The sequence below is a fragment of the Nitrosomonas eutropha genome, assembly GCF_003201195.1.
In the GTDB taxonomy this organism is placed as follows: domain Bacteria; phylum Pseudomonadota; class Gammaproteobacteria; order Burkholderiales; family Nitrosomonadaceae; genus Nitrosomonas; species Nitrosomonas eutropha.
The window spans coordinates 1-13,949 of the sequence record NZ_QICQ01000010.1; the positions used below are offsets into that span (position 1 = coordinate 1).

Here is a 13,949-nt window from a genome sequence, read left to right on the forward strand (position 1 = left end):
TCCCTTTCGCTGTGGGCACAGGAGGCAAATTTAAGATGAATATGTATTTCTGGCCCTTGTTGATCATTGTCATAGGCGGTGGATACTTCTTCTTCGCTTCAAAAAGTCAAAAAGAAAAAAATACATAGAAAATACTGATTAATTAGTTTGCTGTGGCTGATTTGTGTTTGTATCTAGGGATCTGGATATGAACATGAATCGGCAAATATTGAATAGTAATAACGGTTCTGGATAGTAAGTTATCATTCTGGATACTGTGGATAAAAATGTGTAGTTGAAAGTCACATGGCTATTGATGTGATGTTGTTATGATGCAGATTGGTTATACCCATGTCGTAATCTCTCCCAAAAACCAGGTGGAGCCGGTATTATTTAGATAATTCTATTTGCCTACTAGAGAGCCGTCTCTATCCAGGATCAAATAATTTTGTTTCTACGCGAAGTGGGAGTCGATCTTAAGAAGCCTTTCATCGATGATACTTTTATGTGGTGCTGGCGTGACTTCAAGCAGTAGATGAGAAAATTCCATAGTGTTGTAGTAAAATTGTCTGAAAAATCATTTAAGCTGGATTTAAGTGCGTATTTCACTTTTTAAAGGTATCTGTGTAAATTAAACCGGCACAGAAATTATTGACTGTATGGATTTATCGGGCAGCTTATATCATACTGCGCTGACTACCCGATAAATCTTAACCATCAGGTTAAAACATAATGTCTAAGACACTATTTTTAAATTAATGCGCCTCAGCTTCATTTGAAGCAGTTTCCTCTTGAACACTCACCTGATCACCTAATTGTCTGAGCGTCCCGACACCTATACCCTTCACATTGGTTAGATCTCCTACTGACTTGAACATACCGTGTTTTTCTCGATATTCAATTATCGCTTTTGCTTTGGCCGGCCCCAAACCTTTTACCGACTCAAGATCAATTTGACTTGCTGTATTGATGTCTACTCCAGCTAATACGGATAAATTTAACCCGAAAAATATTACAAGAATCAAAAAAATTTTTTTCATCTTCTGAGTCTCCATATGAAAATTAACAAAATAAAATCTTTTGGTTATTTGACTTATGTTTTTTGGACAGGTTGTGATTCTCCTGCCAAGAAATCAATATCGACACTATCCTTGCTAACTTTAACTGGGTGCATCAGAGACACATGGCTCAGTCAAAGTAATTGTTAATAACCAATACTTATGTAGATTTTGTATGATTTGTTGAAACAAACTGGTATTTGCAGGGTTATAGCTAATGAGAGATTGTTTTCTGCAAATATCATGAGGTGCTTGTGGGATGGGATTGTTTGAGCGTCGATCAGATGAGTGTCAGAGGCTCGAAGTATCTGTTGGTGCGTCTGTCAGGCTGGCTTTGTCTGCGTCAAATATTGATACGTTGCATCTTCAAGCGATGGGTGAAGTGAAGTTGTGGTAGCTGATATGGGACTGGTAAATATAATCTATTAGAGATTGACCTCATTGTGAATCAATGGGTTACTCTAATAGGATGATGCTATTGGAAATCTGCCTAAATGCGTAGGATTTACTCCTAATGGAGTATTGGGGATGCGACGAAAGATCCTGGGAAATCTCAGGAAATATGGAGGTTAGTAAGAATCGTGTGGAGATCTGTTAAATGTAGAAAACGAGAGGGTCAATTGAAGAATGGGTTGACCAAAATGATGGTGGCCAAGGGCGGAATCGAACCACCGACACAAGGATTTTCAGTCCTCTGCTCTACCGACTGAGCTACTTGGCCTCAAAAAAATCAAAACAGCATATAAAGCTGACTATATCTTATCGCGCCGATAAATAATATTAATTTACTGGCGCGCCCGGCAGGATTCGAACCCACGACCCCTTGGTTCGTAGCCAAGTACTCTATCCAACTGAGCTACGGGCGCATTTTTACGATAAATATCTCTTTTTGTTTCGTAACCTCTACGAATAGTGGTATCCGGATACGCTCGAAGAGCTGTGCATAATGTTATATTTAGACCCTGTTGTCAAGAATCTGATGTGGGGTGATGTCATCGTATCCGGTACTGGCTGTGCTTTTTATATCAGTAAAGCAGGGATGGATCGAATAAATTAATTAATAGATTTGGCTGATTTGAGGGTCGAGTCTGTCGGATTATGGTGCGTGGGCGGATTCAGATTGCGTATTCCTGTTGACCGAGGTGTCTGGTATCTCGGTAATTCATTGGTACATCGATCATTACAGTGTTAAAACATGCAATCCCAATTGATTTCACAAATTTGCCTATAAGTTGACTGTGTTATAACTATTACCATCCCGTTAAATGATATTTGGATATAAAAACTGCTATTCTGAATTTTGTTTCAGTCGGTGTTTTGTGAATTTATGTATTTAACTTAATTACCAAAAGAGGTAAATATGAGCTGTTCTGGTATAGCGATCACCCAGATGAAATCGACAACAATTCTTGCTCCTATGATGGCCGTTATTCTGGTGCTTTCTGCCTGTGGGAAGCCTATGGATGCGCAAGCTCTGGTAGCCGAAGCTAAACAGTATCAGCAACAGGGCAATGACAAGGCAGCTATTATTCAGTTGAAGAATGCCCTGCAACAAAATCCAAATGACCCTGAAGTCCGTTATTTGCTGGGAACGCTCTATAACAAGGAAGGGAATATTCAGTCGGCAGAAAAAGAATTGAATAAGGCACTTGATCTCGGCATGGATCCAGTCAAGGTGTTGCCCGGATTGAGCCAGGCATGGCTGGGAATGGGGAAATTTCAACAGGTACTGGATGAAACTGAGAAATTATCCGAAGAAGGGAATTTTGCTGAATTACTTACCCTGCGTGGCAATGCGTCATTAGCGCTAGGTAAAATCGAAGAAGCCAAAGCATTGTTTGAGCAGGCTTTGCGGGATAAACCAGGATTCGCAGGTGCGCTGATGGGTATGGCCAGGTGTTCGCTTGCCCGGAACGATATTGAATCTGCTATGAATTTTTCCGAAGAAGCAGTGAAACTTAATCCAGAAAACAGCGATACAGTATTGTTCAGAGGAGATTTGTTGCGTGCGCAGAACAAGATTGATGAAGCGCTGGCCGATTATGACAAAGCTATAAAACTGAACCCAGAATCATTAGCGGCGTATATTAACCGGGCAACCATATTAATCAGTACCAAAAAATTTAAAGCTGCCCAAGCAGATCTGGATGCCGTTCGCAAGATTGCTCCCGGTAGCCTGCCTGCTGCATACACACAGGCATTACTCGATTTTAGCCAGGGTAAACATGTGGTTGCTCTTGAAACTTTGCAACAGGTGTTGAGTTCAGCACCAGATCATCTTCCCAGTGTATTACTTGCGGGGGCCACCCAGTTTGCATTGGGGTCGCTTCCACAAGCAGAGCAGTATGTTGATCAATACTTGAAGAAGATTCCGAATAATCTTTATGCCATTAAGCTTATGGCGTCGATTCAGTTGAAGAATAACCAGGCAAAACAGGCGGTTACTACCTTGACCCCGGCGCTGAAGGTAGTACAACAGGATCCACAATTGTTTGCACTGGCAGGTGAGGCCTATATGCGGGCGCGGGATTTTACGAAAGCCACGGAGTATTTTGAGAAGGCTGGTGAATTATCTCCGGATAACGTTGCATTATATACCGCAATGGCTATGAGCAAAATGGGACAGGGGGAAAATGAAAGTGCCATTGCTGATCTGGAACACGCTACCCAACTGGATGATAAATCCGGCCGGGCAGGTATTATGCTTGTTTTGACTCATCTGCAGCAGCGTGAATTTGATAAAGCGCTGAAAGTTGTCAAATCGCAGCTTGCCGAGCAACCTGACAATCCGCTGCTACATAATCTGGAAGGTGGAGTCTATCTGGGTAAAAAAGACCTGATCAAGGCGCGTGCAAGCTTCAATCAGGCGCTTTCCATACAGCCAGACTATTTTCCCGCCATTTCCAACCTGGCGAGAATTGATTTACAGGAAAAACATCCCGAAGCTGCACAGCAGCGTTTTGAAGAAGTACTGAAGCAGGATAAGAAAAACGTACAGGCAATGAATGCGCTAGCAGGTATCGCGCTCTCACAAGGAAATAAAGAAAAAGCAACTGAATGGCTGGAAAAAGCCAGTCAGGAAAATCCGGATGAGCTGCCGCCAGCTTTGCAGCTGGGAGCGCATTATCTGGCCATCAATGAACCTGGGAAATCGCTTGCGCTGGCCAAGAAACTGCAAGGCATTCATCCGGATAATTTGAGCGCCATAGAGCTGTTGGCTCGTGCTTATCTGGCTACTGGGGATAAGGATGCTGCACTGGAAAATTTCCAGAAACTGGCTGCCAGATTACCAGATTCTGCCCCTGCCCAGCTTCAACTAGCGCAGATCTATGCCTCTATGCAGAATACCAGGGCAACGGCTGATTCATTGAAAAAGGCGTTGGCTATTAAGCCGGATTTCTGGGAAGCTAAACTAATGCAGGCTCAACTGGCGGTTGGAGACGGTCGTGTGGATGATGCACTCAGTATCGCGCGGGATATACAAAAACAACATGAAAAGCTGCCGGTTGGATTTGAGCTGGAGGGTGATTTACAAATGCGGCAGAAAAATGCAGTTGCCGCTGCCACGGCTTATGAAGAGGCGCTGACTAAACAGAAAACCGGTCAATTATTGATCAAATTGCATACAGCTCTGAGTCAAAGCGGGAAAGAAAAGCAGGCTGATCAACGTGTCACGCAATGGCTGAAGGAAAATCCGGCTGATGATGGCGTTCGTATGTATCTTGCAGGTGTTTACCTTGCCAGCAAAAAATATGATCCTGCTATCAGGGAATACAAAACCATCCTGAAGCAACATCCTGATCATGCTGCCACACTGAATAATCTAGCCTGGATATACCAGCAGAAAAAAGATTTTGCCACCGCGCTCGATTATGCCGAGAAGGCATACAAGCAGGCCCCGGATAGTCCAGCGATCCTGGATACACTTGGATGGATTCTGGTTGAGCAAGGGGATACCAAACGAGGGGTTTCCTTGCTGCAACAGGCTGTTGCAGCTGTTCCGGAAGCTGCTGAAATCCACTATCATTACGCAGTCGGACTATATAAATCTGGCAATACGGTTGAAGCGCGCCAGGAGCTTGAGAAACTACTGAGTAGCGATAAACCTTTTTCTCAGAAAGATGAGGCGAAGAAATTGTTTGAAAGCCTGTGACGAAACAGTGCTAGCATGCTATTTTTTTCAGGCTAATCCTTGACTGAACCCCTTGTGAATTCCTTTCACAAGGGGTTTTTTGTATGTGTATGAGATAATCCTGATTTATTTGTGGCAGCACGTATCTGGTCATGTATAAAACTATCGAACATTTCATCGGACATACCCCCTTGGTCCAGCTTAAACGTATCCCGGGGAAAACCAGCAATATTATTCTGGCAAAACTGGAAGGTAATAATCCGGCGGGGTCAGTCAAAGATCGGCCAGCCTACTCCATGATCATACGAGCTCAGCAGCGTGGAGATATTCAGCCGGGAGATACGTTGATTGAGGCAACTAGCGGCAACACCGGGATTGCATTGGCTATGTCGGCAGCAATACTAGGCTATCACATGATTCTGGTCATGCCGGAAAATCAGAGTCTGGAGCGTCGTCAAGTGATGGCTGCGTACGGTGCCAAAATTATTCTGACAGAAAATATGGAGGAAGCACGGGATGTCGCCGGACAATTGTGCGAGGCTGGCAAGGGTTTTATTCTTGATCAGTTTTCCAATCCCGATAATCCGTTGGCACATTACGAAGGTACTGCTCCCGAAATCTGGCAGGATACTGCGGGCAAGATTACTCATTTTGTAAGCAGTATGGGAACGACTGGCACAATCATGGGTTGTGCCCGCTACTTCCGAGAAAAAGAGCGGAAGGTGGAAATTGTAGGTGTACAGCCGCAAGAAGGTGCCCAGATTCCCGGAATCCGCAAATGGCCGGAAGCTTATTTGCCTAAAATTTATCAGTCGGAACTTGTTGATCGTATTTTGCTGGTATCCCAGCAAGAGGCCGAGATCATGGCGCGTCGATTGGCATCAGAAGAGGGAGTATTCGCTGGCATTTCTTCCGGGGGGGCACTGGCAGCAGTGCTGAAACTTTCTGCTCAAGTAAGAAACGCGGTGATTGTTTCTATTGTGTGTGACCGTGGGGATCGTTACCTGTCAACCGGAGTTTTTCCTTCCTGAAGAGCATGGAGCCGAGGTATCTCTGGTTTCGTCGTGTCAGTATTCCGGTTTGTATCTGCAGGCTTGCCACACGCCTCTGGCTGTTTTTTCTACTTTACGCAGGTTGCTGTTCTCCGGCTAATGCTGCGGTCCCTTATTTTAATCTTGTACTGGAGAATATCCGGCATCCTGCCTTTAATATTCACTCAGCCAGCATCAAGCTGACTGGCATCTTATCGCCCGTTCTTGAAATCAGTGTGGGTGAGTTGCTCGCAGGAAATTGGAGATGGCATGATCTTCGTTTGAGATGTAATCAGATCCGTATTAATCGCGAATTAATTGGCTGTGAAATGGGGACATTGGAGCTTGGCAAGCTATCTTCATCGATAACTTTCCAGCTTTCCTTGCAACATAAACAGCTTGTACTTGAAGTTCATCCATTCCCGAAAAAAAATTCAGGAGAGAAATGGCAGCTGATGATCGACTGGCAGGCAGAAAAGTGGCGAAGTGTGTTGAAGATAGTAAATGGAGAGGGGAAATTTTTGGCCGATCTGTTGCCTCAAGAAGAAGATTCACTACAGATACATCAGGCAAAACTTAATGGAAGTATCTACCTGAATGGAAGTAAGACTTCAATATCGGCGTTATCCACACAGCTGAGCATCAATAAATTATCTTTCAGCGATTCGAGCGGGTTGCGCGTGGGTGAACGGATCAATCTGTTGCTTGACCTGGATGTGCGAAGAAAACAGGATGTTTGGCAATGGCGAGGCAAGATCACCTGGCCGGAAGGAGAGGTCTTTTGGCAGCCATTTTATTTTTCTGGAGAAGGGCACCAATTAACCGCCAAAGGGATAATAAAAGGTGATCATATTAACCTATCACAAGGTGAACTCAGTTTGACGGGTATAGGTAAAGCAGATTTTTCTGCTATTGCCAGCATTCCGGATCAAGCATTACAGCAGGCTAGATTGTCGGCCGAGAGCCTGGAGTTATCCACTTTGTTTGGTAGTATTATTCGACCCCTGGCTGAGGAGACGGCACTGGCGGAAACAGAGGCTGCCGGCAAGGTAAATATTGCCTGGCATTACCAGGATAATGCAAACCAGTCACTAATCATTGATTTGCAGAATGTATCATTAACCGATACTCGCGAGCGGTTTGCAGTTGAAGGATTGGACGCCTATGTACCATGGAATCGAAACGAGGCGCTGGATGGATTAATCCGGTTCAGTAATGCCCAGATCTTGAGGATTCCGCTGGGTACAACACATATTCCAATCGAGACAAACGGGATGCAGCTCAATATTCCTCGTGCAGAGGTGCCGATACTGGATGGAAGACTGCTGATAGAAAATTTCATAGCTTCTTTGCAGACGTCCGGCTGGCAATGGCAGTTAAACGGGCGGCTTTTTCCGATCTCTATGGAAAAACTGACTGAATTCCTGCAGATTCAACCAATGTTTGGAACGCTGTCGGGTACTATGCCGAAAATGAGCTATACCAATTCAACTATAACAATGGAAGGCGAGCTTGTTTCAGGGATATTCGACGGTGTCGCGGTAGCCAGGAATTTGGTGCTGACCAAGCCACTTAGCTTGACCCCTCATCTGACAGCGGATGTGGCCATGTATCACATCGATCTTGATTTGTTGACCCGTGCCTATTCGTTTGGAAATATACAGGGACGGGTTGATGTTGAGGTGAACGATCTTGAGCTGGTTAACTGGGAACCGGTAAGATTTGATGCAAAACTTACCAGTAGCGCGGGGGATTACAAACGTCGGATCAGTCAGGCAGCGATCAAGAATATTATTGCATTAGGTGGCGAATCTGCAGTGACAGCTATCCAGAAAAGTTTTCTCAGTATGTTTGAACAATTTCGCTATACTGAAATTGGCTGGGGTTGTAAGTTACGTGGACATATTTGTTATATGAGCGGGATTGAGTCGGCTTCTCGTGATGACAAGGGATATGTGCTGGTCAAGGGCAGTGGAATACCTGCAATTACCATTACCGGCTATAATTCAGAGGTGGACTGGCCTGAACTGCTCAAGCGTCTGGAGCGCGCCATTGAAAGTGGCAACCCGGTGATTCACTAAATGATAATGACAAATCGTAATTCCAACCTGATTTTGCTGATGGCCGCTGGCTTTGTGGTAGCAGCTTGCGTAACTATCAATATTTACTTTCCGGCAGCAGCCGCGGAGAAAGTGGCCGACAAAATTATCGATGAGGTTTGGCAAGCTGATGATGAGGCTGACGGCAGGGAACAACCCAGAGAAAAATCGGGTAATGATACTCGCAACAATAAAATTGACAATAAACCCGACAAGACCAGGCCATGAAAGATCTTCTGAGGATGTGAATCTTGTGCATAGACAGTTAATTCGGTATATAACACTGATATCACTGGGTTTCTTTCTGTGTATCAGCTTTGCGAGTGCGGTGGATTTTAAAGCCAGTTCACCAGCAGTTACCCAGTTAAAACAAAATATAAAACAGCGTCACGGTCAATTGATACCATTTTATGATAGTGGTGCAGTAGGTTTGACCCGTGACGGTCTGATCGTGTTGCGTGATGCCAGTGTTGTACCTTTATCAGGACGGCAATCGGTTAATACGCTTGTGACAGCCGAGAACCAAGATCGTAATGCACTTTATCGGGAAATAGCACTGGCTAACAATCATCCGGAATGGGAAAGCAATATTCGTTCAACATTTGCCCAACGATGGATAAAGTGGGCCAAACCAGGCTGGTGGTATCAGCAAGAGAACGGCTCCTGGCAAAAAAAGTGATCTGACGAGGTATAGATGGCTGACTTCGGCCAGAATATCTAACAGAAAAACTGCTTGAAATGACTTGATAGATAAGTGAATATTGTTTCGCTAAAGTGTAAAGGAACTTCTGAATAAGTCTATGTTGTTTTTGCGTATAAATTTATTCAGAGGTTCTGAATGAGGGAACCTGTTCCCAGGAGTGGTGGCACCAGCCACCATGTTGTTTCAGAACAAAAATAGGGTGTATTTTCTGTGTCTCATTTAATGAATACTTATGCACGGCTTCCCGTTACCTTTGTCAGGGGAGAAGGCGTTTGGCTGTGGGATGATCAAGGTAATCGCTACCTTGATGCGCTATCAGGAATTGCGGTCTGCGGGGCTGGACATTGCCATCCGGTACTGACGAAAGCGTTGTGTGAACAGGCTGCTACGTTAATACACACCTCTAATCTCTACCACATTCAGAATCAGGAGCGTTTGGCAGACAGATTGACCAGTCTGTCAGGCCTGGAGAAGGCTTTTTTCTGTAATTCCGGAGCAGAGTCGAATGAGGCAGCCATTAAACTGGCGCGGCTTTATGGCCATAACCAGGGAATAGATCTGCCAACGATTATTGTTATGGAACGCTCATTTCATGGCCGGACCATGGCAACACTTACTGCCACGGGCAATCGCAAGACTCAAGCGGGTTTTGAGCCGCTACTCACGGGTTTCGTGCGTGTGCCCTATGATGATCTGGAAGCAGTCAACCAGGTTGCAGCGAACAACAAGGAAATTGTGGCGGTGCTACTGGAAACCTATCAGGGCGAAGGTGGAGTTAATTTCCCACAAGCAAATTATCTGCAAGGGTTGCGCAAGATCTGCGACCAGAACGGTTGGTTGCTGATGCTTGATGAGGTACAGTGTGGCCTTGGACGGACGGGCAAGTGGTTTGCTTTTCAGCATAGTGATATCGTACCGGATGTCATGACACTGGCAAAAGGATTGGGATCCGGCCTGCCGATCGGCGCCTGCCTGGCAGGCGGGAAAGCAGCGGAAGTATTCAAGCCTGGTAATCACGCATCTACTTTCGGTGGCAATCCACTTGCATGTAGAGCTGCCTTGACCACTCTTGACATCATTGAGCAGGAAGGATTGATGGCTAATGCTGTGACTATCGGTAATTTCATGCGAGAGGAATTCAAGCAGAGATTACATGCCTGGCAAAACGTGCTGAAAATTCGCGGGCAGGGGATGATGATCGGGGTTGAGCTGCCGATACCCTGTGGTGAACTTGTGCCTGAAGCATTGAAACGCCATTTGCTGATCAATGTAACATCTGAAAAAGTAGTACGATTACTGCCGGCATTGAATATGCAAAAGGCAGAGGCAGAACAGGTGGTACATGAGGTATCCGCTCTTATTTCCTGGTTTCTTGAGAATCGAGAGAAATAATGATAAGGGTGTGAGCCGACGGTTGTCGCCAGAGTGCACTCGAAAGATTTTTTCTCGCTACATGGTTATCCCGCCTTTTTTATTTTTCCGGATTCAAGTGATTTCTGTTTCATCTACCTGATAGAGAGCCAGAAATATAAAAATCTCCGGATGTTTTTGTTGGTAGAAATCATTTATGCAGATCAGGCATTTTTTACAGTTCAAGGATTTTGACCGGTTGGAATTCGAATACCTGTTCGACCGGACGCGCTGGATCAAGAATGAATTCAAGCAATATCGCCGCTACTGGCCGCTGACTGACCGTACGTTGGCCATGATTTTTGAAAAACACTCCACGCGCACGCGCCTTTCATTTGAAGCAGGCATGCATCAGTTGGGTGGCAGTGCTATCTATCTCTCAACACGTGATACCCAATTGGGCCGTGGCGAACCGGTGGAGGATGCAGCCAGAGTTATTTCAAGAATGGTTGATATCATTACCATTCGTACTCACGAGCATCAGATTATTGAACGTTTTGCCGAGAATTCACGGGTGCCGGTGATCAATGGCCTGACGGACGAATATCATCCTTGCCAGATTCTGGCAGATATCTTTACCTTCATAGAACATCGCGGAAGTATCACAGGCAAAACCATAACCTGGATTGGAGATTCCAATAACGTGTGCAATACCTGGCTGCAAGCTGCCGAAATTTTTGACTTCAATGTACATGTTTCTACACCACCGGGTTATGAAGTGGAGCCCGAGCGGGCGGGTTTGTATGGCACAGATCACTATGAACAGTTTGTCTCGCCGCACGATGCAGTGAAAGATGCTGATCTGGTCACAACGGATGTGTGGACCAGCATGGGTTTCGAAGATGAGTTGGATACACGTAAAAATGATTTTGCAGATTTTTGTGTGGATGCTGAGATGATGGCCTGTGCAAAAAAAGAAGCCTTGTTCATGCATTGTCTGCCAGCACACCGAGGCGAAGAGGTGGATGCGGAAGTCATTGATGGCCCCCAATCGGTGGTATGGGATGAAGCAGAGAACCGGCTACACACACAAAAAGCGTTGATGGAGTACTTGCTGCTGGGCAGGATTAGTGTCAGGTAATCTTTTAATTACCTGTAAATTTTTGATTGTAAAGAGACATGGATAAAGTTAAGAAAGCGGTATTGGCATTTTCGGGGGGGTTGGATACCTCGGTCATACTGAAATGGCTCCAGGATACCTATCAGTGCGAGGTGGTTACTTTTACGGCGGATATCGGCCAGGGCGAGGAAATTGAGCCGGCACGCGCCAAGGCCCTGCAGTTTGGTATCAAGGAAATTTTCATCGAAGATTTGCGTGAAGAATTTGTACGCGACTATGTTTTTCCCATGTTCCGTGCCAATACGGTTTATGAAGGGGAATATCTGCTTGGTACTAGTATCGCCCGCCCGTTGATTGCCAAACGTCAAGTTGAAATTGCACAGCAAACGGGCGCTGATGCGGTCTCTCACGGCGCAACCGGGAAGGGCAACGATCAAGTACGTTTCGAGCTTGGGTATTACGCCTTGCAGCCGGATATCCGTGTTATCGCTCCTTGGCGTGAATGGGATTTGACTTCACGTGAAAAACTGCTGGCGTATGCCGAGAAACAGGGTATTCCAATTGAAATGAAGAAAAAGCAGGGATCACCGTACAGTATGGATGCCAATCTTTTGCATATTTCCTATGAAGGACGTGCACTGGAAGACCCTGCTGTAGAAGCAGAAGAAAGCATGTGGCGCTGGACGATTTCACCGGAAGCAGCGCCAAACGAACCTGAATATTTGGATCTGGAATACGAGCGGGGAGATATTGTTGCATTGAACGGTGAGAAGCTATCTCCTGCAGCCGTACTAACAAAACTCAACCAGCTAGGCGGTAAACATGGCATCGGGCGTCTTGATCTGGTGGAAAACCGTTATGTTGGAATGAAGTCACGTGGCTGCTATGAAACGCCTGGTGGCACAATTATGCTGCGTGCCCACCGTGCAATCGAATCAATCACTCTTGATCGGGAAGTCGCACATTTGAAGGATGATCTGATGCCGCGCTATGCGGCACTGATTTATAACGGTTACTGGTGGAGCCCAGAAAGAAAATTATTACAGGTGCTTATTGATGAGTCCCAGGCACATGTAAATGGCCAAGTCCGGGTCAAGCTCTATAAGGGTAACGTGATGGTGGTCGGGCGTGATTCCCGGACAGATTCGCTATTCGATCCTACGATTGCTACTTTTGAGGAAGACGGAGGGGCTTATCATCAGGCGGATGCAGCGGGCTTCATCAAACTTAATGCGCTGAGAATGCGGATTGCAAAAGCTCTCCGTAGGCACTGATTTAGGAAACCGACTATTCCATTATTTCTGTTAACCAAGGTGCTGACTTTAAAACCATACAGTCAGTATCCGTTAGCAGAGGATAGAGCTACTCAGATCAGCTATTCTTAGTTCTTGTTATCAAATTTGCAGAAAGTACTGCATTGACTGCTGCTCTAGTTATCTCTGTTCTTTTTTGATTGTCCGGTTGTATAAACTGATTGGTATTTGTGCGATTGCGGTTCAGCAAACTCGTTTTGATATGATTACGCATCATTCTGAAAAATTTCCTATGAAAAACCCTTCGGATATATCGTGGAAATATCTATCTGTACCAGCACAACACGGAAAAGCAAAATCTGGACGAGGCAGCCGTCAGCTTGCCTATACAGATTGGGGAAATCCGGAAAATCATCATGTAGTGGTATGTGTACATGGCCTGACACGCAACTGTAGGGATTTTGATTTTCTGGCGGAGGCCCTGGAGCAAGATTTCAGAGTAATTTGCATTGATCTGGCGGGGCGTGGTCGCAGTGACTGGCTGGAAAACGCAGAGGATTACAATTCTGCGATGACTTATTTGTCGGACATGGAATGTGTGCTCAAACATATTTACCGGCAAAGCCACCATGATTGTCTTCACTTTTACTGGGTGGGTGTGTCCATGGGGGGGCTGGTTGGCATGTTGCTGGCTGCCCGGCAGCGTTTGTCAACCATTTACCGGCTAAGGGCACTGGTAATGAGTGATATTGGCCCGTTTGTTTCATCTGCTATCCTATCTGTGTTTGCCATGACTATCGGGCAAGATCTCCGTTTCCAGAGCCTGAGTGAACTGGAAACACACATGCGCAATACGGCACTGCCCTATAATGCGCTTACGGATATGCAATGGCATCATATGGCGCTGTACAGTGCGCGTGAATATGAGGATGGCACAATTGGCTACCGCTATGATCCTGTCATCTCATCTGGTTTTCGTCCATCAAATTTGAGAGATCTCAATCTATGGCCCTACTGGAACCGGCTTGATCTTCCGATACTGGTGCTCCGGGGAGAAAAATCAGAGGTTCTGACACCGGAAACAGTCAGTGAAATGCAATTACATCAGCCCAATGTAAAGTTCGTTGAGCTGTCTGGTATCGGTCATGCGCCCATGCTGATGGATACAGAACAAATCAACCTGGTCAGAAACTTTCTGCTGCAATTCAGAAATCAGGTGTAATA

10 protein-coding genes and 2 tRNA genes are annotated in these 13,949 nt (G+C 45.5%); 9 read left to right on the plus strand and 3 right to left on the minus strand.

All coding sequences use genetic code 11. The features are described from left to right. Positions 1-734: 734 nt before the first annotated feature. The 3 genes from C8R14_RS05105 to C8R14_RS05115 all read right to left on the minus strand — a co-directional run bounded on the left by C8R14_RS05105 (position 735) and on the right by C8R14_RS05115 (position 1,903). Complete coding sequence (locus C8R14_RS05105; RefSeq protein ID WP_011635093.1) at positions 735-1,019, minus strand: ComEA family DNA-binding protein; 285 nt, start codon at positions 1,017-1,019, stop codon at positions 735-737. Between the two features lie 663 nt (positions 1,020-1,682). Next, positions 1,683-1,758: transfer RNA gene (locus tag C8R14_RS05110), tRNA-Phe, on the minus strand. 68 nt (positions 1,759-1,826) lie between these two features. Then, a tRNA-Arg gene (locus C8R14_RS05115) sits at positions 1,827-1,903 on the minus strand. Positions 1,904-2,397: 494 nt separating this feature from the next. Between C8R14_RS05115 and prsT the strand changes: the two genes are divergently transcribed. The 9 genes from prsT (at position 2,398) to C8R14_RS05160 (ending at position 13,947) form a co-directional block, all read left to right on the plus strand. After that, a complete protein-coding gene (gene prsT / locus C8R14_RS05120; protein ID WP_011635092.1) occupies positions 2,398-5,190 on the plus strand; it encodes an XrtA/PEP-CTERM system TPR-repeat protein PrsT in 2,793 nt (930 codons plus the stop codon). Between the two features lie 131 nt (positions 5,191-5,321). Further along, on the plus strand, positions 5,322-6,200 hold the full coding sequence (cysM, locus tag C8R14_RS05125) for a cysteine synthase CysM (RefSeq protein WP_011635091.1): 879 nt from the start codon (positions 5,322-5,324) through the stop codon (positions 6,198-6,200). A gap of 5 nt (positions 6,201-6,205) precedes the next feature. Continuing rightward, the gene (locus C8R14_RS05130) at positions 6,206-8,281 is read left to right on the plus strand and encodes a hypothetical protein (RefSeq protein WP_011635090.1); all 2,076 of its coding nucleotides are present in this window, start codon (positions 6,206-6,208) and stop codon (positions 8,279-8,281) included. Further along, positions 8,282-8,527, plus strand: a complete 246-nt coding sequence (locus C8R14_RS05135) for a hypothetical protein (RefSeq protein ID WP_011635089.1) — start codon at positions 8,282-8,284, stop codon at positions 8,525-8,527. 25 nt (positions 8,528-8,552) lie between these two features. Next, the gene (locus C8R14_RS05140) at positions 8,553-8,978 is read left to right on the plus strand and encodes a YdbL family probable chaperone protein (RefSeq protein ID WP_011635088.1); all 426 of its coding nucleotides are present in this window, start codon (positions 8,553-8,555) and stop codon (positions 8,976-8,978) included. A 234-nt stretch (positions 8,979-9,212) separates the two neighbouring features. Then, entirely contained in the window at positions 9,213-10,394 is a 1,182-nt protein-coding gene (locus C8R14_RS05145) for an aspartate aminotransferase family protein (RefSeq protein ID WP_011635087.1), read from the plus strand. A 175-nt stretch (positions 10,395-10,569) separates the two neighbouring features. Beyond that, positions 10,570-11,493, plus strand: coding sequence for an ornithine carbamoyltransferase (argF, locus tag C8R14_RS05150; RefSeq protein ID WP_011635086.1), 924 nt, complete (start codon positions 10,570-10,572; stop codon positions 11,491-11,493). Between the two features lie 38 nt (positions 11,494-11,531). Further along, positions 11,532-12,746 carry an argininosuccinate synthase gene (locus C8R14_RS05155; RefSeq protein WP_011635085.1) on the plus strand — a complete coding sequence of 405 codons (1,215 nt, stop codon included), beginning with the start codon at positions 11,532-11,534 and terminating at the stop codon, positions 12,744-12,746. 271 nt (positions 12,747-13,017) lie between these two features. After that, a complete protein-coding gene (locus C8R14_RS05160) occupies positions 13,018-13,947 on the plus strand; it encodes an alpha/beta fold hydrolase (protein ID WP_107818362.1) in 930 nt (309 codons plus the stop codon). Positions 13,948-13,949 lie beyond the last annotated feature (2 nt).